The sequence below is a fragment of the Spirosoma soli genome (assembly GCF_042684525.1).
Classification (GTDB): domain Bacteria; phylum Bacteroidota; class Bacteroidia; order Cytophagales; family Spirosomataceae; genus Spirosoma; species Spirosoma soli.
The window spans coordinates 26,094-49,550 of record NZ_JBHULN010000005.1 but is presented as its reverse complement, the minus strand read 5'-3'; the positions used below and the strand labels follow the sequence as shown (position 1 = coordinate 49,550).

At 50.0% G+C, this 23,457-nt stretch carries 23 protein-coding genes; 7 read left to right on the top strand and 16 right to left on the bottom strand.

The window, feature by feature from the left end; all coding sequences use genetic code 11:
* Nucleotides 1–8: 8 nt before the first annotated feature.
* The 4 genes from yajC to nusB form a co-directional block, all read right to left on the bottom strand.
* On the bottom strand, nucleotides 9–326 hold the full coding sequence (gene yajC / locus ACFSUS_RS09710) for a preprotein translocase subunit YajC (RefSeq protein ID WP_381521991.1): 318 nt from the start codon (nucleotides 324–326) through the stop codon (nucleotides 9–11).
* 10 nt (nucleotides 327–336) lie between these two features.
* On the bottom strand, nucleotides 337–789 hold the full coding sequence (locus tag ACFSUS_RS09705; protein WP_381521989.1) for a DUF1573 domain-containing protein: 453 nt from the start codon (nucleotides 787–789) through the stop codon (nucleotides 337–339).
* A gap of 89 nt (nucleotides 790–878) precedes the next feature.
* Nucleotides 879–1,181, bottom strand: a complete 303-nt coding sequence (locus tag ACFSUS_RS09700; protein ID WP_381521987.1) for a YtxH domain-containing protein — start codon at nucleotides 1,179–1,181, stop codon at nucleotides 879–881.
* Between the two features lie 98 nt (nucleotides 1,182–1,279).
* A complete protein-coding gene (gene nusB / locus ACFSUS_RS09695) occupies nucleotides 1,280–2,416 on the bottom strand; it encodes a transcription antitermination factor NusB (RefSeq protein ID WP_381521985.1) in 1,137 nt (378 codons plus the stop codon).
* A 156-nt stretch (nucleotides 2,417–2,572) separates the two neighbouring features.
* On the opposite strand from nusB, the gene ACFSUS_RS09690 reads away from it, so the two are divergent.
* Together ACFSUS_RS09690 and ACFSUS_RS09685 are read left to right on the top strand one after the other, a co-directional pair.
* On the top strand, nucleotides 2,573–3,274 hold the full coding sequence (locus tag ACFSUS_RS09690) for a DUF4190 domain-containing protein (RefSeq protein ID WP_381521983.1): 702 nt from the start codon (nucleotides 2,573–2,575) through the stop codon (nucleotides 3,272–3,274).
* A gap of 120 nt (nucleotides 3,275–3,394) precedes the next feature.
* Nucleotides 3,395–5,176, top strand: a complete 1,782-nt coding sequence (locus ACFSUS_RS09685; protein ID WP_381521981.1) for an ABC transporter ATP-binding protein — start codon at nucleotides 3,395–3,397, stop codon at nucleotides 5,174–5,176.
* 11 nt (nucleotides 5,177–5,187) lie between these two features.
* Here the strand turns inward: ACFSUS_RS09685 and ACFSUS_RS09680 are convergent, their stop codons facing one another.
* The 8 genes from ACFSUS_RS09680 to ACFSUS_RS09645 all read right to left on the bottom strand — a co-directional run bounded on the left by ACFSUS_RS09680 (nucleotide 5,188) and on the right by ACFSUS_RS09645 (nucleotide 13,111).
* Nucleotides 5,188–5,610 (bottom strand): PIN domain-containing protein, encoded by a 423-nt coding sequence (locus ACFSUS_RS09680; protein ID WP_381521979.1) that lies wholly within the window; start codon nucleotides 5,608–5,610, stop codon nucleotides 5,188–5,190.
* Nucleotides 5,607–5,837, bottom strand: a complete 231-nt coding sequence (locus tag ACFSUS_RS09675) for a hypothetical protein (RefSeq protein WP_381521977.1) — start codon at nucleotides 5,835–5,837, stop codon at nucleotides 5,607–5,609. The genes ACFSUS_RS09680 and ACFSUS_RS09675 overlap by 4 nt, the downstream gene beginning before the upstream one ends.
* A 154-nt stretch (nucleotides 5,838–5,991) precedes the next feature.
* Nucleotides 5,992–6,816, bottom strand: coding sequence for a sulfate/molybdate ABC transporter ATP-binding protein (locus tag ACFSUS_RS09670; protein ID WP_381521975.1), 825 nt, complete (start codon nucleotides 6,814–6,816; stop codon nucleotides 5,992–5,994).
* Nucleotides 6,813–7,478: a molybdate ABC transporter permease subunit gene (modB, locus tag ACFSUS_RS09665; RefSeq protein WP_381521973.1), complete on the bottom strand. Its 666-nt coding sequence runs from the start codon at nucleotides 7,476–7,478 to the stop codon at nucleotides 6,813–6,815. The genes ACFSUS_RS09670 and modB overlap by 4 nt, the downstream gene beginning before the upstream one ends.
* Before the next feature lie 11 nt (nucleotides 7,479–7,489).
* Complete coding sequence (modA, locus tag ACFSUS_RS09660) at nucleotides 7,490–8,236, bottom strand: molybdate ABC transporter substrate-binding protein (protein ID WP_381521972.1); 747 nt, start codon at nucleotides 8,234–8,236, stop codon at nucleotides 7,490–7,492.
* Between the two features lie 51 nt (nucleotides 8,237–8,287).
* Nucleotides 8,288–8,782: a molybdopterin-binding protein gene (locus ACFSUS_RS09655; protein ID WP_381521971.1), complete on the bottom strand. Its 495-nt coding sequence runs from the start codon at nucleotides 8,780–8,782 to the stop codon at nucleotides 8,288–8,290.
* 287 nt (nucleotides 8,783–9,069) lie between these two features.
* Nucleotides 9,070–9,555, bottom strand: coding sequence for a hypothetical protein (locus tag ACFSUS_RS09650; RefSeq protein ID WP_381521970.1), 486 nt, complete (start codon nucleotides 9,553–9,555; stop codon nucleotides 9,070–9,072).
* 283 nt (nucleotides 9,556–9,838) lie between these two features.
* The gene (locus tag ACFSUS_RS09645) at nucleotides 9,839–13,111 is read right to left on the bottom strand and encodes a S41 family peptidase (protein ID WP_381521969.1); all 3,273 of its coding nucleotides are present in this window, start codon (nucleotides 13,109–13,111) and stop codon (nucleotides 9,839–9,841) included.
* Between the two features lie 220 nt (nucleotides 13,112–13,331).
* Between ACFSUS_RS09645 and ACFSUS_RS09640 the strand changes: the two genes are divergently transcribed.
* From ACFSUS_RS09640 to ACFSUS_RS09630, 3 genes are all read left to right on the top strand, one after another.
* Nucleotides 13,332–14,450: an alpha/beta hydrolase gene (locus ACFSUS_RS09640; protein ID WP_381521967.1), complete on the top strand. Its 1,119-nt coding sequence runs from the start codon at nucleotides 13,332–13,334 to the stop codon at nucleotides 14,448–14,450.
* Complete coding sequence (locus tag ACFSUS_RS09635) at nucleotides 14,447–15,910, top strand: leucyl aminopeptidase family protein (protein WP_381521966.1); 1,464 nt, start codon at nucleotides 14,447–14,449, stop codon at nucleotides 15,908–15,910. Before ACFSUS_RS09640 ends, ACFSUS_RS09635 begins: the two co-directional genes overlap by 4 nt.
* 73 nt (nucleotides 15,911–15,983) lie before the next feature.
* Entirely contained in the window at nucleotides 15,984–17,195 is a 1,212-nt protein-coding gene (locus ACFSUS_RS09630; protein ID WP_381521964.1) for an ATP-grasp domain-containing protein, read from the top strand.
* 3 nt (nucleotides 17,196–17,198) lie between these two features.
* Here ACFSUS_RS09630 and ACFSUS_RS09625 read toward each other — a convergent pair whose 3' ends face one another.
* From ACFSUS_RS09625 to ACFSUS_RS09610, 4 genes are all read right to left on the bottom strand, one after another.
* Nucleotides 17,199–17,600, bottom strand: coding sequence for a VOC family protein (locus ACFSUS_RS09625; protein WP_381521962.1), 402 nt, complete (start codon nucleotides 17,598–17,600; stop codon nucleotides 17,199–17,201).
* Nucleotides 17,601–17,605: 5 nt separating this feature from the next.
* Nucleotides 17,606–18,967, bottom strand: coding sequence for a neutral/alkaline non-lysosomal ceramidase N-terminal domain-containing protein (locus ACFSUS_RS09620; protein ID WP_381521960.1), 1,362 nt, complete (start codon nucleotides 18,965–18,967; stop codon nucleotides 17,606–17,608).
* 244 nt (nucleotides 18,968–19,211) lie between these two features.
* On the bottom strand, nucleotides 19,212–19,946 hold the full coding sequence (locus ACFSUS_RS09615) for a ferritin-like domain-containing protein (protein WP_381521958.1): 735 nt from the start codon (nucleotides 19,944–19,946) through the stop codon (nucleotides 19,212–19,214).
* Nucleotides 19,947–19,960: 14 nt separating this feature from the next.
* The gene (locus tag ACFSUS_RS09610) at nucleotides 19,961–20,683 is read right to left on the bottom strand and encodes a ferritin-like domain-containing protein (protein ID WP_381521956.1); all 723 of its coding nucleotides are present in this window, start codon (nucleotides 20,681–20,683) and stop codon (nucleotides 19,961–19,963) included.
* Nucleotides 20,684–20,934: 251 nt separating this feature from the next.
* Here ACFSUS_RS09610 and ACFSUS_RS09605 point away from each other — a divergent pair, with 251 nt between their 5' ends.
* Entirely contained in the window at nucleotides 20,935–22,869 is a 1,935-nt protein-coding gene (locus ACFSUS_RS09605) for a glycoside hydrolase family 97 protein (protein WP_381521954.1), read from the top strand.
* A 53-nt stretch (nucleotides 22,870–22,922) separates the two neighbouring features.
* A complete protein-coding gene (locus tag ACFSUS_RS09600) occupies nucleotides 22,923–23,411 on the top strand; it encodes a DUF4126 family protein (protein WP_381521952.1) in 489 nt (162 codons plus the stop codon).
* The last annotated feature ends 46 nt before the right edge of the window (nucleotides 23,412–23,457 follow it).

The window sequence follows — 23,457 nt, the reverse complement described above, 5'->3', positions numbered from 1 at the left end:
GTCACGAATTACTTATTCTCAGCTTCAACCGGTTTAACCGTTGCTTCGCGGGAGATCGATGTTTTCTCAAATGTCATCTTAACCCCCCGATCCACTTCGAGTGTAACGGTGGTGCCTTCTACTGATGCCACACGGCCGTGCAGACCTCCGATGGTCACAACGTTGTCGCCCTTTTTCAGGTTGTCGACAAAATTTTTCTGATCCTTCTGCTTCTTCTGTTGCGGCCGAATCATGAAAAAATAAAAGACGCCTATGATGGCTACCCATAGCAACACGTTGTAAAGCATGGGTGTGCCAGTCGCGGCTTGTAACAGGATAGAATACATGAGTTAGTGGTTATGACGTTTTGGGTGAATCAGCTTTGGGTTGCACCAGGGCCTTAAATTGCAGATCGGTCATGGCCGGGTCGGTATTAGCGAAAATGGTGATCGTTTTGTTTTGCTCTCCGCTTTTGCCTCGACTGTTGAACCGCACCCGAACCGACGATTTAGCTCCGGGTGCAACTGGTTCGCGGGGCCATTCTGGCGTGGTGCACCCGCACGAAGCTGTAATGTTGTTAATAATCAGCGGAAACTGTCCCGTGTTTGTGAACTCGAACACGTGCTCGACCGTATCGCCTTCGGTAAGCGTGCCAAAATCATAAATGCCTTTTTCGGAGAACGTAATCTTAGGCATTTTTTCAGAAGCTACTTCTTTCGAGGCTTCACCCTGCTGCCGGTTGTCGCAGCTAATTTGTGCAAAGCTCATGGCCGTTGCGGCCACAACTAAAAGCCAATTTCTGAATCGCATTGTTCTTGCATATCAGTTTTTAATTAACACGTTCCTGTTCGCTTGCTTATTTTTTTGGAACGTGCTAATTAAAAACGTGTCGACGAAAATTAGGCGTTTTGCTGTTTAATCTGTGCCATCAGGCGGTCTACATCTTCCAGGAGTCGTTCCGCCTTCTCGCGGGCGTCATTAACAACTCGCTGCCCTTCATTTTTCGATAAGTTTTCGGGCAACTCCGACGAATTGATTAGGTCCGTCAATAATTGCTGAATTTGCTCACGGTATTTCGATAACCGAAACGACAAACGGTCGCGGGTGATTTCTCCCTTGTCGGGAGCATATAACAAACCAACAACAGTACCGGCAACGAGTCCGGCTAGCAAAAAGGTTAAATCACGGCCAATTCTGCTCATTTTTTTAAAGTTCTAAAGTTGTAGAGTTATAGAGTAGGAGAGTTCTAAGGGTAGCTAATCCAGCTTTACAACCTTACAACTTGATGACTTTATAACTCTTATTTATTATCCAGTAAACCACGTCCGCTTTTGCGCAGACGCCCCGATGTTTGCAATTTTTCGGATAGGTTGTCTAGTATTCCGTTGACAAACTTACCGCTTTTGGGCGTACTGTAGGCTTTAGCGAGTTCGATATATTCGTTAATCGTCACTTTAACTGGAATGTTTGGGAAATTAAGCAGCTCGCAAACAGCCAGTTTCAAAATAATCTTGTCGAGTATTGCAACGCGTTCAACATCCCAGTTTTTAAGCTGGTCAGCCAGTAACTGTTCGTAATCGACATTATTCTCAACCGATTTTTCAAATAACGTATTCAAAAACAACTCATCTTCTTCCCAGTCGTCGGTCAACGGTTCGAGTTGCAAACCAGCAGCACTCTGCGCCGATTTAAAGGTTCGGATAGCCAAACCACGCACTACTTCACTGTTTTCGGTCCAGCTCAGGTCGATTTCGGCCAGGTGTCCCCGAATAATCTCGTGTTTGAATATCAAGGTTCGTAGCACGTATTGTGCCAGGGCCTGATCTTCGTCGGCCGTATGCGTTTTCTGTTCGCAGTAAGCCCGATACGTCTCGTCCGTTTTCAGCACTTCACGCAGGGCCTTACGAACAAAGCCAAGATCTTCAGTCCAGGAGATGCCGTGCCGAACCGCTTCGTTACGAAGAGGCTGGTGGTCGGCCAGTGCTTTAACCACGCTGTTATCGTTCAAATCAGACTCGAATGGGAACGGAGTTTCGTCGACGTCTCGGTACCGACGTTCCCGGTCAATGCGAGCGGCATGACCAAGCTCAACCATTAGCAGCAACACCCGCAGATAATCATCGTAAATGCTGTTCACCTGCTTGATGAGCATCTGAGCGAGGTGCTGACGGTCTTTCTTCGTGCGAATCTGATAAAAGAGGTACCCGTCATTAGCGGCTTTCAACACCTTGGTTGGAGCATCTTCGTCCTGAGCGGGCTGATTGTTTTTAATGGCCTCCTCAAACAAAAGACCGGCAAGTTTTCGGTAGCCTTCGAGCTGCCGTTTGTCTTGCGGCAACATCGAGTTAAGGTCGGGTTGGAAGAGATCTGCAATGCCATCGAGGGCTAATTGCTGGTTGGAAAATTCGGCCTGCCGAAGCGCGTATAACGCCTGCATGACCTTTATTCGGAGTAGTCGCCTATTGAGCATCCCGCCTAAAACTAGTAAATCTACCGATAAAGAAAAGAACTGTCTGAACTGGTTGCAAAAGTACGGAATACCGCGTATTTTTCCCAATCGAAACCGTATGACTTAACCTGTACTTCCTCTTTTATGTTCCTTGCTCGCTGGCAATTTGGCCGTTCATTGGCCATTGCCCTCTCCTCCGTGCTTGCTCTGCTATCGGGCTGTGGCCCATCGCGCTACGCTTACTTCCAGCCACAACGAAACGCTCCTCACCATCAGGCACCGGCTCTGGCCGACCTTACTGCTTCGGCCGACACGCTACCCGATCAAGCCAGCCCAATTTCGTTACGTACGGATAAACCCACAGCGCTAAAAGAAGTTGCTGAACCGGCTGCTCCAGTGAGGCAAATGTCTGCGGTGGCCAGTCAGGCATCAACGCACTCAACCCGGCATAGTAATCCGGATAGCTACCCGACCCGACGTATCAACACCTGGTTTAGCAAAATTCCGGTAGCGCACGTAGCGCCCCGAACGCACACCATCGACCGGAACAGCACGAACCGAAAAACCCACCCGTTAGCATTAGTTGCCCTGGGGTTATCGGTTCTGGCGTATGCGCCCTTACTCTTAGCGGCTACGGGAACGGCCATGTGGGTATTAAGCGTTACGTTGCCACTAGCAGCCATTTTACTGGGCGTTGCAAGTGTGACAACCATTAAGCGTAACAAGGATCGCTACCGCGGCAAAGGCTGGGCGATGGCTGCCATTGTGCTCGGCACGGGCGTATTGGGGCTGGCGTTAGTGGCCATAGCCGCTCTTTCGCTGTCAAATCTGGTGTGGGAGAAATAATGAATGGTTGCAGACTAAGGGAGGTCGGCAAATGGTAACGGCTTCCCTGGTTCAGCAAAAGAGAAGCTGCAACTTTTCGCCAACGCGTACGGTTAGCAATAAAAAGCTGTTCGGCCGCCCGTGAAAGCACTTTCCTACCTCAATAAATACCTTCTTAAATATAAATGGTACCTGATTTGGGGGACGGTTTTTACCGTCATTTCCAATCTGTTTGGCATTTTTCCGGCTCAGTTGGTCCGTTACGCCCTGGATCTGGTCCGCGAAACGCTCGACATCTATTACCTATACGATAAGTCGCCGTTGCAGTCGGCGCTCTACGACGTCTTTGCGTTCAGTATCTTGCTGTTTGGGGTGCTCACCCTGGTGATGGCGCTGCTGAAAGGGTTCTTCTTGTTCCTGGTTCGGCAAGCGCTCATTGTGATGTCCCGGCACGTTGAGTATGATCTGAAGAATGAAATCTACGATCACTACCAGACCCTTCCGCTAAGCTTTTACCGGCAACATAACACGGGAGATCTGATGGCCCGAATTTCAGAAGATGTTAGTAAGGTCAGAATGTATATCGGGCCTAGCATTATGTATGGCCTGAACCTGATTGTGCTATTCATTCTGGTCATTACGTACATGGTAAGCATCAACGCTCGCTTATCGCTGTACGTGTTGCTGCCCCTGCCGATTTTGTCAGTGGCGATTTACATTGTCAATAACATCATCATTCGCCGGTCCGAAGAAATTCAGCGGAGCTTATCTCGCCTTTCAACTTATGTGCAGGAGGCTTTCTCGGGTATTCGAGTGCTGAAAGCGTTCGTGCAGGAAAACAATTCGGCGGCCAAGTTTGAAGTCGAAAGCGACGAATACCGCAACAAATCGCTTAGTCTGACCCGGGTCGACTCCTTGTTTTTTCCTATCGTGGCTATTCTAGTTGGGCTCAGCAATGTGCTGGTTGTGTTTGTCGGTGGCCAGGAAATTCTGGCCGGACGACTGACGCCGGGTAACATCACTGAATTCATTTTGTACGTTAACATGCTTACCTGGCCAGTGATGGCACTGGGCTGGACAACGAGCCAAACCCAACGGGCGGCTGCCTCACAGGAGCGGATTAACGAGTTTCTGAACATCAAAACCGACATCGTATCCCAGAAAAACGTACAGCATACAGTTAAAGGCGAGATTGAATTTAAGAATGTCCGGTTCGTTTATCCGGATTCGGGTATCATTGCCATCAAAGACTTCTCGATGCACGTTCGGGCGGGCGAAACGGTAGCCATTCTGGGTACGACCGGCTCGGGCAAAAGCACGCTGGCTAACCTGCTGACCCGGATGTACGACGTTACGTCTGGAGAAATTCGCGTAGACGGCATTCCCATTAAGGATTACAACCTGACCTCGCTACGCGAACAAATGGGCTACGTGCCGCAGGACGTTTTTCTGTTCTCCGACACAATTAGCAACAACGTCCGCTTTGGTAAGCCTGAACTACCACAGGAACGCGTTGAACAGGCGATTCGTGACGCCGATCTCTACCAAAATGTTGTTGGCTTTCCGGAGCAATTCGACACACGCGTTGGCGAGCGGGGCGTTACGTTGTCGGGCGGACAAAAGCAGCGGCTCAGCATTGCTCGAGCCATTGCCCGTGACCCGAAAATTCTGATTCTCGACGATTGTCTGTCAGCGGTAGACACCAACACCGAAAATATCATCCTGAATAACCTCCGGCGCATCATGGCCGATCGGACGTCGGTTGTGATTTCGCACCGTGTTTCGTCGGCCAAGCTGGCGGATTACATCATCATGCTGGATGAAGGCGAGATTGTGGAGGAGGGCACCCATGAGGAGCTGTTCGCCAAGAATGGCGCGTACCGTGAGCTGTACGAGAAGCAGTTGCAAACAGAGGAAGTGTAAGGTTTACTAATTCAGTTGTACGCCCGAAGGAAGTCGTCAAACATCACGATTTTGCGGAATCCTTTTTGCCGAGCTGCAACGTAGATGGGCCGGTCGCGGGTTAGCAGAACTGAATCTGTTTGCAAGGCCAGAGCAAGATAGCTTATGTCGTTGGGGGCAGCCTCGCCGATCAGGCTTCCGGCTTCAGTTAATGAAGCGGTTGTTAAAAAGTAGTTAGGTAAAATTGTGAGACGTCTGAAAAGGTCAAACGTGAAACGTCGCATCTGCTCATCGTTTAACTTTGATTTTGTTGCAACCGTTTGCTTGTACTTCTCAATTTCAATCAGGGCAAAATCTGGCGTGATGAGATCAAACGTGTTAAATACCGTTTTGTAAAACGCTTTGCCGCTGATCAGTGCACTCATCAATACGTTGGCGTCAATAACATAAATCATCCGTCAGTCTTGAATAAGTATTTATGTTTTTCCTGTTCCCAGGCCTGTTGACGAGCCGTTTGCCAGGCAGGATCATGCATAGGGTCTTCTTCGCTGAATTCTTTAAGGATTTCTTGAGCGGCTACTTTCATTTCCAGGTGAGCCGCTGAATCGCTTAACAGGTCTTTGACTCGCTCGTAGCCCAGCGCTTCAATCAGGCTATCTTCCACTTCAATTGTCACTTGCATAGTATATTTGTAATTAAGTGATTGTCTTCTTAACACAGACAATCGTCGAATTCGTGCCAATTTGTATATATGTAAAGTAACTCAAATTACTAAATTGAAGGCTGGTTTTGATTAGTGCCTTAATGTAAAAAAAGCATATTTAACAACTTTTGCCTTAACCTGGCAGCCGGGTAAGCTGTACAAGATCGTTCACACGCCACAATGCCCAGGCAGGATCTGTAGAACGATATTGGCTACTGGCCGTTTCAATTACCCATTGTTGCTGGGTCTCGTCGAAATAAATTCGTTTGATACGTTCTCTTTCTAACGCAGGAACGGATAGCTCCCGGCGAGGAGTATCGGCTGTAATATGCCCCTGTTCAAGCCGAATAATTCGGTCGGCCAGCGCCTGTACATCAGCCTCATAATGACTTACTAAAACTGTGGTTGTGCCCCATTCCTGATGCAACTCCAGCACCACCTGCCGTAGTTGATTGGCCGCTTCATCGTCTAAGCCCGCAAACGGCTCGTCGAGTAGCAGTAAGCTGGGCCGACGAACCAGCGCCCGCGCTAGCGCCACCCGCTGCTGTTGCCCACCCGATAATGTGTTGGGCTTTTGATTGGCAAAAGAGCTTAGGCCTGTAGCCTTAATGAGTTTGTCGGCTAGTGCCTGCTGACCTTTGGGGGTGACAAACAAGATATTATCGCGTACTGTTAAATTCGGGAACAAGGCGGCATCCTGAAAGATGTAGCCAACCGAACGTTGCTGCGGTTGTTGGTTGATGCCTCGCGTTGTATCCAGCCATACAGCCACGTCTACAGTAATCTTACCCTGACTTGGTGTTTCTAATCCCGCCAGTAGCCGTAATAGCGTTGTTTTGCCTGAGCCAGACGGGCCGACCAAGGCGGTGAGGCTGCCTGCTGCTAGTTCAAACTGTACGCGTAACTCACCGGCGCCTTCGGCAAATAAACGAGCCAATGTCAGGTCGGCAGAGATCATACAGTGACGCGTTTGTTGATACTGTAGACCAGCAACAGGATAACGAACGATACCCCCAGCAACAGCGCAGCGTAGGCATGGGCCGTTTCGAAATGCAGCAATTCGACCTCGTCATAAATCGCAATGGATGCTACTCTGGTCTGTCCCGGTAGGTTACCACCGATCATTAACACTAAGCCAAATTCGCCAATTGTGTGCGCAAACGACAGGACAATACCCGTCAACAAGGCTGGTTTACAGTTTGGCAATAGAACCCGCCAAAGGGTTCGGGCTGGAGATTGACCTAACGTGTAGGCCGCTTCGCGCCAGGACACCGGTAAATTTTCGAGTCCAGCCTGAATCGGGTGAACCATGAACGGCAAGCTATATAGTAATGAAGCAACAACCAGTCCTTCAAAGGAAAAGACGAGTTGCAGATCAAACGTACGCAGAAGCCACGCTCCTAAGCGGCTCGTTGGACTGAATGTCAATAATAGATAAAATCCTACTACCGAAGGAGGGAGAACCAGCGGTAGACTAACCAGCGCTTCGATGATGGGTTTAAGCCGAAATTGGCTGAGGGCTAGCCAACTCGCTAACGGAATCCCAAGAATGAGCAGAAAAACAGTGGTGATGCTGGCCAGCCGTAGCGTTAGCCAGAGGGGTTCCCAATCAATGGGCATGGATAAAAACGTTAAGACGTTGGGAAACGATACCCATACTGTTGAATGATACGTCGGGCGGTTGAACTACGCAAAAACTGTACGAACTGCTGGGCCGTTTTGGCCTGGCTCGACCGTTTCAAGACAACGACGCCCTGGGCAATTGGCGAGTAACCTGGCGGAGGCAGATCGACCCAGCGGCCCCGTTGCTTTAAGCTTGGATCGAGCACAACCGATTTGGCCGTGATGCCTACCTCAGCGGCACCGGATAAAATGTACTGGTTTACCTGCGATATGCTTTCACCGTACACCAGTTTAGCTTTAGTCGTCTCCACAAGGTTACGATATTTTAGGAGTGACATAGCCGCTTGGCCATAAGGGGCCAGGGCCGGGTTGGCAATGGCAATATGGCGAACCGCCGAATTTTGCAGCACCTTCAAATCCGCCGAAATGGGTAAGTTGCCGAGAGTCCACAGAACCAACGAGCCGTAAGCATACACCGTGGGCGCTGTTGTGGTTAGGCCTTGTTTATGTAATGCGTTCGGATAGTCCATGTCCGCTGACAGGAATACGTCGAAAGGAGCACCCTGCTGAATCTGCGTAGTAAGTTTGCCCGACGAGCTAACGATCGGTTCGATCGTGACGCCAGTTTGTTTCTGAAAGGCGTCGCTCAATGATTCCATCACAAATTGAGCATTAGCCGCAACGGCTACGCGAAGCGATTGAGCATGTATGCTGGTTGACCAAACTAAAAGCAGACAAAGCAATTTTTTTAGCATACAGATCAGGGAGCTACTGTGTGTAACTTGTTACCGAAAGCGCAGGGTATTTTATTTTGCTGACCTTATTTCAATACTTTTCACTTCTCGAATCCAACGGGCAAGCTTTTTTTCGCCGGGAACAACCACCCGATACGGCCCTGTACCTGCTGGTAACGCGGCCCCATCGACGCTATCAGCCAAAATGATTATGCGGGTAGCAAACTCCGGATCAAGTTCGGGTAAGGCAAAGATCACTTCGTAATCATCATTGGCCTTGATGATCGCGTATTTGATCAAATTTTTACCTCTTAGCTCGCTGCCTACGCTGGTCCCCGCCTGCTTTAGGAACTCGATCAGCGGAACGCCCGAGTAGCGGTGCTCTTTGCCATCGTGGTCTCTGCCGGTTACGTCGGTATGCGGCATGGCTTTCAGATCAGCGGCTTGTAGCGTTAGTGGCTTTGTTACCTCGCCGGAAACTGTCAGGGTTTGGGCATAAGATTGACTGAGCAGTAAAAGCAGGCCGGTGAGGAGTAATGCGGGGCGGTTCAGTATCAAATTAATCATAGGTAAGACTACACAAGACTGGATAGGTTCTGACTATTGGATAGGGGCGAAGTAGATGTACACTAAGCTAGCCATCAGCATCACTTTTACAGACAGTTTTGCTTGAACGGACCTCCGCTTACTTAAGCGCTATTTCTGAACAAATATAACGACTTGGCTGAAGAAGTGTTATGCCTCATAGAAACCAGTCGGTAATTGGTAATTAATTACGAAATAATGATAACAGAGTAGTCATTACAGAAAGCTGTGTCTACTCTTTCAATTTAGCTTGGGCTAGCCAATAATTCCTATTCGTAACGTAGAGGAATTACTGGCTGTTCTAGCTTAGCTAAGCTCCAGCGTAGTCCTGTTAGCATGGCAGAAGGAGATATCGACCACTTGAAGTCAGCGCTTTTCTGCCAGTCGATTTCTTTTTGTACTTGTAAAAAGTAATCTTTTTGTACTCCACTAGTGATAACGGGTGAGCATACCTGGGTGATTGTGTGTAATTTTCTTCCCTTCACAATTTTTAAAGCTCCAACGTATTGGTCTGATAAATCGAAAGGTAGATAACAGATAGGTTGGGCATTAAGTAGCATTTCTTCCCACAGGAGAATCAAATAGGCAACATCCGCTTTCTTACTTTTTATTAATGCCTCTTCGGTAAGTAAGGGCTCATTAGCCGTGTCAAAGAAGTCGCCTAGTCCTGATGAATCGACAACGTAGGTGTGGCTTATAGCCCCATCGATTATAACAAATAAATCATTGAGGCCACTTCCCTGGTCATCGAACATAACTCTCAACATAGCTCAAGCGAAGATAAAATAGAGGTTCTTGTAAAAAAGAGAAGCTTTACCTAGTAGTTCTCCAAACTAAAACCTAGAAGAAGGATACAATTGAAATTGTCTGGGCCAAGCTGGAGCTTGGCCCGTGAATAATTGATTAAGTTCGTTACCCAGGCCAAGCTCCAGCTTGGCCCAGACAAGACGCATTTTATTGGCTACAAATTAAATTGGAAAAGCACTAGTTAGATATAGAGGCAATGGGTCATGGTGAGTAACCTGGTTTACTAAGCCATCAGTTCACCCGATTTGGATCGGCGGGGCGGCTGACAATTGGTTTGGCCGTTGCGTTCTTCAACGCTTGCAATACCACCTCTGTAGCTTTAGCCAATTGCGGGTCGGCTCCGACCTCGGTGGTTTTAGGTGTCATTTCTATTTCGATATCTGGAGCCACACCTTCGTTTTCAACTTCCCACTTACCATCTGGGCTAACAACACCCAACCGTGGGGCCGTGATCTGACCGCCATCCATCAGCACGGGGTAGTCGTAGATGCCAACTAATCCGCCCCAGGTACGTTTGCCGACGATCTTACCGAGGTTCCGACGGCGATAAAACTGCGGTAATGCGTCACCCCCTGAGCCTGCATATTCGTTGGTAATCATGACGCTCGGTCCGAAGATAGCCGCGGCTGGTGAGGTAAACATCTTCCCTTCACGGGTAGCCCAATAGCTCATCACTGGTCGGTTGATGTTGTCCAAGATATAATCAGCCACGGAGCCACCGCCGTTAAATCGTTCATCTAAAATGACTGCTTTCTTATCCAGTTGGGAGAAATAATAACGATTGAAGTACGTGTAGCCCCCTTCACCGGTGTTAGGTAGATACACGTAAGCAACCTGTCCGTTGGTTTGCTTATCTACCCACTTGCGGTTGTTTTCGACCCAAGCCCGGTTACGAAGTGCATTTTCATTTTTAATAGGAACAACTGTCACTGTTCGTGCCCCATCCGTTGTGGGCTTGCTGTTAACGGTTAGGAGTGTTTGGCGGTCGGCGGTATTCTCGAAGAAACTATATACATCGTCACCGCTGGTCAATGGTTTGCCGTTTACAGCTAATAAATAATCACCTTTATTTACTACAACGCCTGGTTCAGTAAGAGGAGCTCGCAGGTCGGGGTTCCAGTTCAGTCCACTGTAAATATTGACAAAGCGGTATCGGCCGTTCTCAATGCTATAATCAGCACCCAGCAGACCAATGGGCGTAGCATCAGCAGTAGCTATGTCTCCCCCACGTATGTTATTGTGTCCTACGACCATCTCGCCAATCATTTCAGCCAATAAGTAATTCAGGTCGGCGCGGTGGCCAACGTGTGCCAGAAACGGCTCATATTTTTTTCGTATAGCAGGCCAATCGGCACCGTGCATGTTCTTGACGTAGAAAAAGTCACGTTCAATGCGCCAGGCTTCGTTGAAAATTTGTGTCCATTCGGCTTTGGGGTCTACGTAGGTCTCCATTTTACTCAAGTCTAGCTTTCCGGCTTCAGCCGTCGGCTTAGTTTTCGTATCGACAATAGCCCATTTGTCGCCCGGTTGTGCGTAAAGTAATTTGCTGCCGTCGGCGCAGATGGCGTAATCCGTTACTTTTTTCACGAACTCTTCAACTTTTCGGCTCTTCCAGTCGAATGAGCTAAGAATATCACCACTTCCATCAGCGGCTTTTTCGAGGAAAAACAACTTCTCGTCAGCGGCCGTTTGCAGATCTGAATAGTCGCGTTCGGGAGCGGGTAAAGCCAAAATCCGCTGGTCGATCTGATCGAGATCTATGGCGAACGTAGCGCTGACAGGCTTGCTGGCCATCGCTACCTTAATTGCTTTTACGGCTTTTTGTGTACTATCGGCGGGAAGTTCGTCGCGTGGTTTTTCTTCATCGCTCTGCGGAGCCAACGGCGACGGATCGCCTTTCTTTAAGACAATTACGTACAAGCTTCGCTTCACCGGGCGTTCAATAGAGGTCATGTCCAGCCAACCCGAATTATAGCCAAAGTTTGTACTGGCAGCAAAGTAAAGGTGCTTCCCATTGCGGCTAAAACAGGCTGAAACGGCATCGCTCATACCGTCCGTAATCTGCGTGCTCTTGCCCGTAGTGAGACTATATAAGAACACCGCTCGCAATTGACTATCAAGCCGTTTAGTGTAGGCGATCCAACGGCTGTCGGGTGACCAGACCGGATTTAGCGACCGTTCAGGGTTGTCGTAGGTGTCTTCGTCAATAAGCGTTCGTTTTTGCGTGGCCACGTCGACGTAATACGCCCGCAGCCGTTTATCGGTGAACACTATCTTTTTGCTGTCGGGCGACCAGCGCGGTTCATAATAGAATGAAGGGTCGTTCCAGTCTATAACGGTTTTTTTTGACCCGTCTAGTTGGTCAGCAATCACGAGGTTATACTCTCCACTCGCGTCCGAAAAATAGGCAACCCGCCGACCATCTGGTGACCAGGCTGGCGAACGCTCGTGAACGCCCGGTGTCTGAGTAAGGTTACGAATATCGCCTTTTTCAAGGGGAACGGTCATGATTTCCCCACGAGCCTCAAACACCGCCCGGATGCCAGCCGGAGAGATATCGCTGCCGTGGATGAACTTGGTAGCTGACTTAAACTGTGGGCGAAGCGCCAGGAGATCGGGTGCGATTCGGATGCGTAACGGTTGCGTTTTACCCGTTGTCAGATCGAACTTGTGAAGTCGTCCGGCCTGTTCGTAAACTAGCTCATTGCCGCTGGCCGTTAATGATTTGACATCGAAGTCAGTGTGATTGGTTAACTGCCGGACCTGCTTTGTACCCGTTTCGTACGCAAAGATGTTCATCATCCGGTTCCGATCCGACAAGAAACAGACCGTTTTGCCAACCCAGATCGGGCGGGTATCTGATGCGTTTTCGTGCGGAAGGGCGAGGGTCTCACGCGTCTTTAGATCATATAACCAAACAGGTGTTGTTTGCCCACCCCGATATCGTTTCCAGGTGCCAAACGGATCTTTGATTGGCGTGTAAGCAATTGTACTGCCATCGGGCGAATACTGACCATGTTCAGCCATTGGCATTGGCAACAACTCTGGTAAACCGCCATTGAGTGATACGGTAAATAGTTGATTATAGCGGGCTGAATTCGCTTGTCTGTTCGAGGCAAACAGGATGCGCTTGCTATCGGGCGTCCAGCCGCGTACGATGTCTGCATTCGGGTGAAAGGTAATCCGACGAGGGATGCCTCCGTTGACCGATACGACATAGACGTCGTTATTACCATTGTAATTGCCCGAAAAGGCAATCCACTGGCCATCGGGCGAAAACATTGGATCGGTTTCTGCTTCGGGATGGACAGTCAGACGTTGCGGATTCTGACCATTTCGGTCCGCGAGATATATGTCGCCTGCATAAGCGAACGCGAGATGATCAGCGCTTAATGTTGGCGTACGGAGGAGTAAGGTTTCGTCAGAAGTTTGGAGTTGTGCTAAAGCGCTTAGGGCGCTCAGCGATAAACCGACTGCAAGCGGTAATGTAGAGAGAGGATTCACTGCAATGACAGGTTGAAAGTTAGTTGTTCAAGATAGGAAAAAGTCTTATACCATTGGCATTGCCGCTGACCCGTTGGTTTCAGTATCAAAACTTTAAACGAAGCCCTACTTGTAAGGAACTACTGGTAGCCAACAGTCAACTTTAAATGGCTAAAGTGATCGACTAGCACGATGCTACGCATGACAGGTTCGCGCCAACTTTCCCGAACTTATCTGAACTATGAATGAGCTGTACAGTTTTAGCCGTATGGCCTCACAACTACGTTTAGAACTATATACGCCCGTTATCGACGATCGGCCGGTGTTCGTGTCGGGTAATTTTTGCGACTGGCAACCCAACGCTCCTGCGTTCCAGATGCAGTTTACGGGACCGGGGCAATACACGTTTACGTTCCCATCGGATTTGTCATTGCCTGACTCCATTGAGTACAAATACACAAAAGGAGGCTGGGACCATGTTGAACTAAGCTCGTCAGGAGAGGGAACGTCTAATCGGGTTACCACCTCGAAGGCACATGCTGAACCCGATATTGTGCCGCACTGGCGCTGGTTTGGCCAGCCGTTCAATACGGAGTTTCTGCCTAAAGTTGTCGACGAAGAGTTTCATTTACCTCAATTAGACACCAATCGTCGGGTCAACGTACTACTGCCTCATGATTACGAAACACAACCTGATAAACGCTATCCGGTACTGTACCTGAATGACGGGCAGAACCTGATCGGTGAGGGCACCGGCTATGGTAGCTGGCACGTTGAACAGAAGATGGCGATACTGGCCAGCCGCAAACGACACGAGGTCATCTTGGTCACCATTGATCACGGCGAAGAACAGCGCATTCAGGAATACACCGTTGAGAAAACGCGGCTAGCTGGGCGGGCACGTGGCCGGGAATACCTGACGTTCATCCGCGATACGCTCAAACCGGTTATAGATGCTAAAATACGAACCCGGCCCGAAGCCGAGTGTACAGGCATTGGCGGTAGCTCGCTGGGAGGACTCATCAGTATCTATGGAGGCCTGATGCATCCTGACGTATTCGGACGATTAATGGTATTTTCGCCCTCGCTCTGGATATCGCCTAAGATTTATTTCGATGCAATTCGGTTTAAAGCGCCTGTACCCATGCGGGTGTTTGCCTATGGCGGACAAGCCGAATCGAAATATATGGTCTCTAACCTCGAACGGTTTAAAGAGTCTCTGGTGAAGCAGCAGTACGGTGGTAGCCCCATTGATGTGTATGTGTCAATCTATCCCGAGGGTACTCATGAGGAGGCCCACTGGAGTCGCGAATTTCCCCGAGCGCTCGAGTGGTTATTTTACGGGGAACATGTTGTATGACTATCAATATACAGACCCAATCGTCGCTCAACACCGACCGAATCATTCCGTTTGCTCAAACCGAGTCATTAGCTGACCAGTTGGCTGAACTTGCCCGGCAAATTGGCTTACCGGCGTCGATGTTGCAGCGCGATTTTAAGGCTGATGCCCGCGAAAACCTAGTCTTTTACGGTACCGAAGGTCGCAAAACATACCTGCTTGGGTTAGGAAAAGAGCCTCAGTCAATGAATTGGCTACGGGCATTTCGTAAACTATTCTTCGATCAGCGCGATAAGCTGCCAGCTGAAGTGGCTATTGACCTGACAGCGTTTGACGCAACCGTCGTCGAAGCGGTAGTGCTGGGCGTTCGTGGCGGTGGCTATGATCTTCGGCTCTATCAAACCGATAAAGCCGAAGGGCCGGTCTTTTTCTCGGATGCGGGTCATCTGACGCTTGTTGTACGGCCTGACCAGCAGCAAACGGCGCATCAGGCCGTGAGCCAGGGGGAAGCCATTGCTCAGACGCAGCGCGAAATGATGGACTTGATGAACGCACCGGCTAACTACAAGACTCCACAGACGCTGGCCGACTGGACCATTAAATCCGGACAACAGCATGGCTATGCCGTTACGATACTTGACAAAGCCGAACTCGAAAAGCAAGGCCTGGGTGCTTTGCTGAGCGTTAGCCAGGGGAGCGATGTGCCACCGGTGTTAATCATTGCGGAGTATAAACCCGAAGGAGTAGCCCAAGCTCGGAATGTTGGTTTGGTTGGCAAAGGTGTTACGTTCGATACGGGTGGTGTATCCATTAAAACGTCGGCGAACATGCACCTCATGAAAAGCGACATGGGTGGAGCTGCGGCTGTGCTGGGCACCGTGGAGCTCGCGGCCAAACTAAAGCTGCCGGTTCATGTGATTGGCATTGTTCCATCTACCGAAAACTCGACGGATGGACGTTCGACCAAACCTGGCGATGTGGTTACGTCATACAGCGGAAAAACCATCGAGGTCATTGATACCGATGCCGAAGGTCGGGTAATTCTGGCCGATGGCCTGGGGTATATGATCCGGAATTTCCAGCCCGATACGTTGATTGATCTGGCTACGCTAACCGGTAGCGTTATTGCTACACTAGGGTATCATGCGGCTGGCTTATTTACGCCAAACGACAAACTGGCTACCCAGTTAACCACAGCCGCCGATCGTACCGGCGAACGAATCTGGCGCCTGCCGGTCTGGGACGTTTATAAAGAAGACATCAAGTCGGACGTAGCGGACGTGAAAAATTTCCATGGCAAACCCATCAACGGAGCCATTGCAGCTGCCAAGTTCCTTGAGTTTTTCACCGACGGGCACCCCGCCTGGGCGCACCTGGACATCGCAGGCACCGCCTTCGCCGACACAGAATTTGGTTCGCAGAAGAACGCAACGGGATTTGGCATTCGGTTATTAATTGACTTTCTGCAAAACATAGAATAGCTTGTCCGCAGTTTAGATTACGTGTTTACGGCAGATACGCAGCCGTAAAGGAGGTCCCTAACCGACTACAATTATGAGCCAGTTGTCATTTTTGTGCATTGCTACCTTTTTCAAAGGCCACGAATTCATGCGGACCTGCAAAGAGTTAGGTAACACTGTTTATTTGCTAACCGATCAAAAACTGGCACAGGCGGAGTGGCCACACGAAGCCATCGCCGAAATGTTTTATCTGCCATCTCCGAGTAATGCTCCGCAAGATCTGGACCGTATGATTGTTGGTCTGGCTCACGCGATGCGCTCACGGCGGATTGATCGGGTTGTGGCGCTGGACGATTTTGACGTTGAGAAAGGAGCCTTAATTCGTGAAACGTTCCGCATCGATGGCATGGGGCAAACGACGTCTCGCTACTTTCGCGATAAGCTGGCCATGCGAACACGGGCTGCCGCAGCCGGTATTCGGGTGCCCGCCTTTAGCCCGTTGTTTCACGACGAAACCATCACGACGTTTCTGCAAACTACGGAGGCTCCCTGGCTCATAAAGCCACGCTCTGAAGCCTCGGCCACCGGTATCCGCAAGGTTCATTCGCTGGAAGAAGCCTGGTCGGTGATTCATTCGTTAGGAGATAGTCGGCATCAGTATCTCATCGAGCAGTTTAAACCGGGGAAGGTCTATCACGTAGACAGCTTATCGGTGGAAGGCCGGTCGGTATTTTCGCGGGTAAGTCAGTATCTGGCTACACCGATGGAAGTTGCCCACGGCGGGGGCGTTTTCCGGACGAGTACATTACCCATTGATAGCCTCGAAACAACGGCTTTACGGCAGCTGAACGATCAGGTACTCGAAGCGTTCGGAATGCGGTACAGCGCTTCACACTCGGAGTACATTCGAGGGGATCATGATGGCGAACTCTATTTCCTGGAGACGGCATCCCGCGTGGGGGGCGCTCATATTGCCGAAATGGTTGAAGCGGCATCGGGGGTAAATCTGTGGCGCGAATGGGCGAAGCTCGAAACCGCCATGGCCTTAAAAGAACATTACGTACCACCCGTTGATCAGCCTTCTCATGCGGGGCTAATTGTGTCGCTGGCGCGGCAGCAGTGGCCCGATTTAAGCGGGTTTACCGAGCCGGAAATCTACTGGCGCATGAATAAAGAGCACCATGTTGGCCTGATTGTCCGCTCCGACGACCGGGAGCGAATCCAATATCTGCTGGACGACTACATGCGCCGTATCTACCAGGAGTTTCATGCATCAGCTCCGGTACCCGAGAAACCAACAAACTAACGGTTAATCTGCTAAAGCTTTGGGCTCGATAAGGTCCCACTTGTTGCCATACAAGTCTTCAAAAACGGCTATAGTGCCGTAAGGTTCTTCGACGGGCGGACGTATGAAACGGATTTCGTTCGCAGTCATGCGATTATAATCACGCCAGAAATCATCAGTGTGCAGAAAGAGAAAAACTCGGCCCCCTGTTTGATTACCGATGCGGCTTCGTTGCTCGTCTCCATCGGCTTTTGCCAGTAGGAGAGCACAGCTTCCGTCGCCGGACGGAGCCACACGTACCCAGCGCTTAGTGGGGCTGAGAATGGTATCTTCCAGAAGCACAAACTTTAGCTTTTCGGTGTAATATCGGATGGCCTCGTCATAGTCGTTGACTACGAGGCTCAGCTGTACCAGGCGTTGGTTCATGTGTTTTATTCTGTCAGCTTCTCCACCAGTCCCATCATCATTTCTTCAAAATAGGCGCCGTTATAAGGGCCGAACCAGTTCATATCACGAGTTTCGTAGGTTTGCCGGTCGTAGTACTTATCCGGCGTTACGTAGCCAATGTAGCCGCCGTCGAAGCTGGTAATCATCAGATTGATATTTTTCTTAGCCGCTAACGGCTTGAAATCGGCCACAAACTCGCCCGAAAAATCGCAGGGTGTGCCCAGCATCACCGTTTGACCGATGCGTAACGCTTTCAGATCGGAAGGATAGTCGCCGTAAATGGCGTAAAAGAGCCACGGCCGTACGCGCCAATTGCCAATAACCCGGGGATGCGGTTCGCGCAGGCCTAAGGGCAGGGTTAACAAGGCCAGCGTACTGTCGGGCTTGGTCTTGATTTGCGGTACGGTCCGTTCGATGCGGAGCGCCAAATCACCGGCATAGTTCCGGATTTCCTGAAAGTCAGTTTTGCCGCGCGACTGCGGTCCGGTGCTGCCAACCGTCCCTGCCAGGAACAGGGCGAAGCTGGCCGACTTTTTTTCCAGCCGATCCACCAGCGAGCCGGGATAGTCGCGGCTGAGGTAATCACCATTATTGCCGTCGAACAGGGTTGGGTGGCCCGCAAATGTGCAAAGCAGGGCCGACTCACCCGTGTTCTTTTTCAACGTCAGTAAGTGAATTTGCCCATCGAGCGGTCCGGTTGGCCCCGAAGAGCTAATTCGGTTGTAGATATGATCGCTGGCGTCTGCCTGGCCAACCCCAATCTGCACCGGAGCCATGTTGCCCTGGGCCTTGCGAATGGCGTTTAACACACCGTCGGTAATGAGGGTTACGATCTTCTCGTCGTATTTCCCGGCAATGAGCTGACCGACTAGTTTAGGAGCCCAGCCACCTATGCTGTTGTGCGAATGAATAGCGCCCATGTACACGTTCTCCCACGTCATACCAACCTCCGGCAGGCGCTTTTTGAGGGCCTCTGTAACGGTAGGGGGCGTAATAACCAGATCAAGCCCGACAACCGCGACTTTCGTGCTGCCATTGTCAAGCACAATAGCCCGTGCAAAAATGGAGTCGCTCAGAATGCGCCAATGTTTCCCAAGTCGTTCGCCATAGCCACCGGTTGGCGTTGTGTAGGCCGGGGTAATGTTTACTTTGCCCCAACCAGCCTTCAGAGCAGTTTTGGCAGGTGGGGGCAGGGTTAATTGAGTTAGTCGTTGTTTCGTTTGGGTGTAATAAGGCATTTTTTGGTAAGGCGTGTCGTCTACGGGGGCTATACTAACGGCCACGAACAGGACGAGAAACAAGATAAGTCCCAATAGGACTTTCGCCAAAATGCGGAGGAACTTCATACTACTTGGCCACAAACAGGGGCGAATTTAGATGCAAGCAACAAAAAAAAGGGCGGATCAGAAAGCTGAAACAAAAAGGCACCGGAGAAACTCCCCGATGCCTTTCAATGATCTGCCGGTTGCCCGGCTCCTCAAACTAACCTTTACTTTTTGTCGTTCGGTACCAATGGCCAAAGCTGTCGGTAACCATTAATATATTCTCAACATTGGTGCGGTAACTACAGCCAATGCCTATAGTGCCTATTTATCCAAGAAATGGGGCCGCCAATGCCAGCACCTGTGCTTTGGTCAGCGGCTCGTCGAATGCTTCGCGAAGTGCATCATCCGATTTGCCTAGATTTAATGCTTTCAGATCAACACCGCCCTGGTTGAAGGTCGTTTGTGCCGGGTTAGATACCCAACCTTTCTGGCCTCTTAACCGACGAACTTCCGACGCGTGCCGGGCCTCAACCGAATGAATTTGCAAAGCTACTTGCAAAATATCCTTATCGTTGATCAGCTCGGTCGCCTGACCTTTATAAGCCTGGACGCCAACGTCTTCCAGTGTTTGTGCCGTAAGCAGAAACGTTGGATAGTCGGTAAAGGTGGTAGCCGGATACTTAAATGTCGGCTTTGCACTCGCAGCTGTACCCAAAGCACCTTTCAACAAAGTAACGTGAGCTGCTTCATGCTTACTGATCTGACTGATCAATGTACGATCAGAAGCAGGAATTAGATTTGCTGCGGCAAGACCTTTCGCATAAAAATCGTCTTCCAGGTATTCAAGTGTCAACGCGTACTGCAATACAGCTACTGCAGCTGCCGATGGAGTACCTTGCGCAAACGCCTGGTTGGCGGTGGTGGCAACGAAAGCTGGAACAGCCGCAGCGGCCAGGCTTGTACCAAACTTGATCAGATTCCGGCGCGAATAAAACTTGTACCGCTCGTTCGCTTCGGGATCGACCTTTTCTATTTCGGAAATTATGTTTAACAGATTCATCGTGTGTGTCAGGTTTACTTTGGAAGATTAGCCGCGGTTATCGTGGTCGTTACAAACATCTGAGCCGTTGGTAAGACTACTGATGGTTTATCGGCTTTGTCGAGGCCAGTCGTTGGCGCTACGACATCATCGCCCGCAAAGTCAGCTGACTTAGGGTTGAGCAAATCGCGGATGGCAGCTGCATGGCGGGCTTCAACTGACACAATCTTACCGGCTAGCAACAGATAGGTGGGATTGGTGATCAGGTTACCAGCACCGTTGTAGGCCGATACGCCTAAATCTTCGAACGCTTTAGCAGTACCTAATACGCTGGCCCGGTCATTGAACTTAATCGCACTGAAATTTGGTGTCAGGTCAGCAATCCGGTTTGCGGCTGGAATCGCTGCTTTAAAGAATTCGCGGTGAATGATTTCGTGGTCCCGAATGTCTGTTAAAATTTGACGTTCCGCATCCGTCATACCTGTGTAAGGAGTAGCAATAACCTGTGTGTAAAAAGCAGCCTCCAACTGCTCTAAGGCGTAAGCGTAATTTAGGATACCAACATCGCCAGTACCTAAGTCTACCATGGCTGTCGTGGGCGGAACGTTTGGATTCTCTTCATCTTTACAGGATGCGAGAAGTGCTCCACCAGCGGCAAAAGCCCCTGCGTAGCGCAGAAATAACCGGCGCCCTACCATGACCGGCTCCAACTGACCCGGCAGCATTGTTAGTCCCGATTCATTCTGTGGCTTGCTCATACTTAATTAAATTAGTGTTCGTGAAATGGCCTATCTTGTCTCAGGCATTTGCACACACTTACGGAAGTTTCATAAACTTAGATTTGTGAAATTTCGTAAACGGTAAAGTGCCAAACGGTATAACCGGGCTCTTTCGCGGGTAACTACTGTGACTAACAGTAGCTATTGCGGTTTTTATGCCGAGGCTTTTCGTTAATAAATACTGTGTACTGATGAAATTAAATGGCCTTTGCATGGTCTTTTGCTGGTTGATGTCTCTACCCGTATGGGCTAAAGAAGATGTTCGTATCACCTCGCCCAACGGACGTATTGTTTTCTCTTTTGACCTGACGAAAACAGCGCCGACGTACCGGGTAACGTATGACAAACAGACACTGATCGATGACTCTCCGCTTAGCCTATTATTTCGTAACGATAGTGCCTTTGGGGCAAACCTGACGTTAGGAAAACCTAAGCTGCGAACAGTCGATGAGACGTATGATTTAGTGGTCGGGAAGGTTAAAACCGCCCGAAATCACTGCCGGGAAGCTGTTATTCCGCTGATAAACAAGAAGGGAAGTAAACGGCAGCTCAACCTGACGGTGCGCGTGTTTGATGACGGTGTTGCCTTTCGGTACGAATTTCCGAAGCAGGCTAACTGGACATCCTATACGTTAATGGAGGAGAATACGACATTTCGCTTGACCCAGCATCCGGTTGCTCGGGCACTGTTTCTGCCCAACTTCATCAGCTCTCACGAAGGTGAATACACAACGATTTTGCTTGACTCAATCAAGAACGACACGTTGATGGATGTGCCAGCCTTGTTTGAGTTTCCTGGTAAAGTATATCTGGCAATTACAGAAGCCGCGTTGGTCGATTATGCCGGCATGTATCTAACCAAGAAAAAAGGTTTGTTAACCAGCCAGCTTTCTCCCTTACCGGGCCAAAACGGCACGAAAGTCAAAGCGGTTCTGCCGCACCAAACGCCCTGGCGCGTGCTGTTGATCAGCGATCGGGCTGGTGCCTTAATTGAGTCAAACATCATCACTAGCCTAAACGAACCCTGTAAACTCACTGACCTATCCTGGCTTAAACCGGGTAAAACAACCTTCCCCTGGTGGAACGGCAACATTACGCCCGATACTACGTTTCAGCCAGGGCATAATTTCGAAACGGCGAAATACTACATTGACTTTTGCGCGGATAACCACATTGAATACCATTCGGTGGTTGAATATGGCGGTCACGAATGGTACGTCAGCGATGGTGTTAATTACGTGCCGGGCCCCAACGCCGATGTGACAAAACCGCTGCCCGGCCTGAACATGCAGCAGATTTGCGATTATGGGAGGCAACGGGGAGTAGGCATTCGGGCGTGGGTGTACTGGAGTGCTCTGTATCCTAAGCTGGAAGAGGCCTTTGCTCTATACGAGAAATGGGGTATGAGCGGACTAATGGTTGATTTCATGGACCGCGACGATCAGGAGATGGTTAACATTCAGAATGAGATACTGCAGAAAGCAGCCGAGCATAAATTGCACATTCAGTTTCATGGTGCGTATAAACCCACCGGTCGGCACCGCACGTATCCGAACGAGCTTACCCGAGAGGGTACACTCAACTACGAGACCAACAAATGGAGTGGCCTCGATACGCCTGACCACGATATATCATTTCCGTTTACGAGAATGCTGGCCGGGCCAACCGATATGCATATGGGCGGTTTTCGGGCGGTGCCCAAAGAGAAATTCCGGATTCAGTACACGCGTCCGCTGATGCACGGCACGCGGTGCCACCAGTTAGCCATGTACGTTGTTATGGAAAGTTACCTCCAAATTCTGGCCGATTATCCAGATGCTTACAAAGGTCAGCCGGGATTTGACTTTCTGACGCAGGTACCCACTACCTGGGACGAAACCCGGGTGCCAGCCGCCGAAGTTGGACAGTTCGTTACCATTACCCGACGGAGCGGTACCGATTGGTTCGTGGGCAGCATCACCAACTCGACGGCACGTGAACTAACGATCAAGCTAGATTTCTTGCCCGAAGGCAACTATACCGCCGAATTATACGCCGACGCGCCTGATGTGGACCAGGAACCCAACCACCTGAGGCAGCAAACTCGAACCGTCAACCGGAATGATGTGCTGACGGTGAAACTGGCATCGGGTGGAGGACATGCCATTCACTTGCGTAGGCAGTAAGCGTAACAAACCCACCGAATTGGGGTTGTTGATGAATACGTCATGACGTAACAATGATTCGAACTTACATTAATACTTTTCAGATCGGCCTTGTTGCTGGGATGCGTACGTTTACTGCCCCCGCTCTTGTTAATTATAAACTAACTAACACACGCCCTGATCGTTTAGCTGGCTCTAGGCTTGCGGTTATGTCTTCACCAAAAGCGTCTATCCTTCTAACCGTATTAGCTGCGGGCGAGTTAGTCGGCGATAAAGTGCCTAGCGCTCCCAATCGAATTGACATACAACCATTGTCGGCACGGATGGTGTCAGGGGCAGTATGCGGGGCGTCTCTGAGCGAAGCCGAAGGTAAACAAGCTACGCTTGGGGCCGTGGCGGGTAGTGTTGGTGCCCTGGTCGGATCGTACACTTTCTTTTATCTACGTCGCTGGTTAACCGTCGAAAAAGGGCTGCCCGATTTTGTTGTAGCCCTTGCGGAAGATGCCCTGGCTATCGGGATCGGTTTAGCCGCTACCGATGTTGCTCAAGACTATGCCCAGTAGGATACAGGTTAGCTTATGAAACAATCAGGTTATGACAAATCGACGT

Excerpts from the sequence above, each read along its gene's own strand:
- yajC (WP_381521991.1), bottom strand. The coding sequence starts at position 326 with ATGTATTCTATCCTGTTACAAGCCGCGACTGGCACACCCATGCTTTAC.
- ACFSUS_RS09705 (WP_381521989.1), bottom strand. The coding sequence starts at position 789 with ATGCGATTCAGAAATTGGCTTTTAGTTGTGGCCGCAACGGCCATGAGC.
- ACFSUS_RS09700 (WP_381521987.1), bottom strand. The coding sequence starts at position 1,181 with ATGAGCAGAATTGGCCGTGATTTAACCTTTTTGCTAGCCGGACTCGTT.
- nusB (WP_381521985.1), bottom strand. The coding sequence starts at position 2,416 with ATGCAGGCGTTATACGCGCTTCGGCAGGCCGAATTTTCCAACCAGCAA.
- ACFSUS_RS09690 (WP_381521983.1), top strand. The coding sequence starts at position 2,573 with ATGTTCCTTGCTCGCTGGCAATTTGGCCGTTCATTGGCCATTGCCCTC.
- ACFSUS_RS09680 (WP_381521979.1), bottom strand. The coding sequence starts at position 5,610 with ATGATTTATGTTATTGACGCCAACGTATTGATGAGTGCACTGATCAGC.
- ACFSUS_RS09675 (WP_381521977.1), bottom strand. The coding sequence starts at position 5,837 with ATGCAAGTGACAATTGAAGTGGAAGATAGCCTGATTGAAGCGCTGGGC.
- ACFSUS_RS09670 (WP_381521975.1), bottom strand. The coding sequence starts at position 6,816 with ATGATCTCTGCCGACCTGACATTGGCTCGTTTATTTGCCGAAGGCGCC.
- modB (WP_381521973.1), bottom strand. The coding sequence starts at position 7,478 with ATGCCCATTGATTGGGAACCCCTCTGGCTAACGCTACGGCTGGCCAGC.
- modA (WP_381521972.1), bottom strand. The coding sequence starts at position 8,236 with ATGCTAAAAAAATTGCTTTGTCTGCTTTTAGTTTGGTCAACCAGCATA.
- ACFSUS_RS09655 (WP_381521971.1), bottom strand. The coding sequence starts at position 8,782 with ATGATTAATTTGATACTGAACCGCCCCGCATTACTCCTCACCGGCCTG.
- ACFSUS_RS09650 (WP_381521970.1), bottom strand. The coding sequence starts at position 9,555 with ATGTTCGATGACCAGGGAAGTGGCCTCAATGATTTATTTGTTATAATC.
- ACFSUS_RS09640 (WP_381521967.1), top strand. The coding sequence starts at position 13,332 with ATGAATGAGCTGTACAGTTTTAGCCGTATGGCCTCACAACTACGTTTA.
- ACFSUS_RS09635 (WP_381521966.1), top strand. The coding sequence starts at position 14,447 with ATGACTATCAATATACAGACCCAATCGTCGCTCAACACCGACCGAATC.
- ACFSUS_RS09630 (WP_381521964.1), top strand. The coding sequence starts at position 15,984 with ATGAGCCAGTTGTCATTTTTGTGCATTGCTACCTTTTTCAAAGGCCAC.
- ACFSUS_RS09625 (WP_381521962.1), bottom strand. The coding sequence starts at position 17,600 with ATGAACCAACGCCTGGTACAGCTGAGCCTCGTAGTCAACGACTATGAC.
- ACFSUS_RS09620 (WP_381521960.1), bottom strand. The coding sequence starts at position 18,967 with ATGAAGTTCCTCCGCATTTTGGCGAAAGTCCTATTGGGACTTATCTTG.
- ACFSUS_RS09615 (WP_381521958.1), bottom strand. The coding sequence starts at position 19,946 with ATGAATCTGTTAAACATAATTTCCGAAATAGAAAAGGTCGATCCCGAA.
- ACFSUS_RS09610 (WP_381521956.1), bottom strand. The coding sequence starts at position 20,683 with ATGAGCAAGCCACAGAATGAATCGGGACTAACAATGCTGCCGGGTCAG.
- ACFSUS_RS09605 (WP_381521954.1), top strand. The coding sequence starts at position 20,935 with ATGTCTCTACCCGTATGGGCTAAAGAAGATGTTCGTATCACCTCGCCC.
- ACFSUS_RS09600 (WP_381521952.1), top strand. The coding sequence starts at position 22,923 with ATGATTCGAACTTACATTAATACTTTTCAGATCGGCCTTGTTGCTGGG.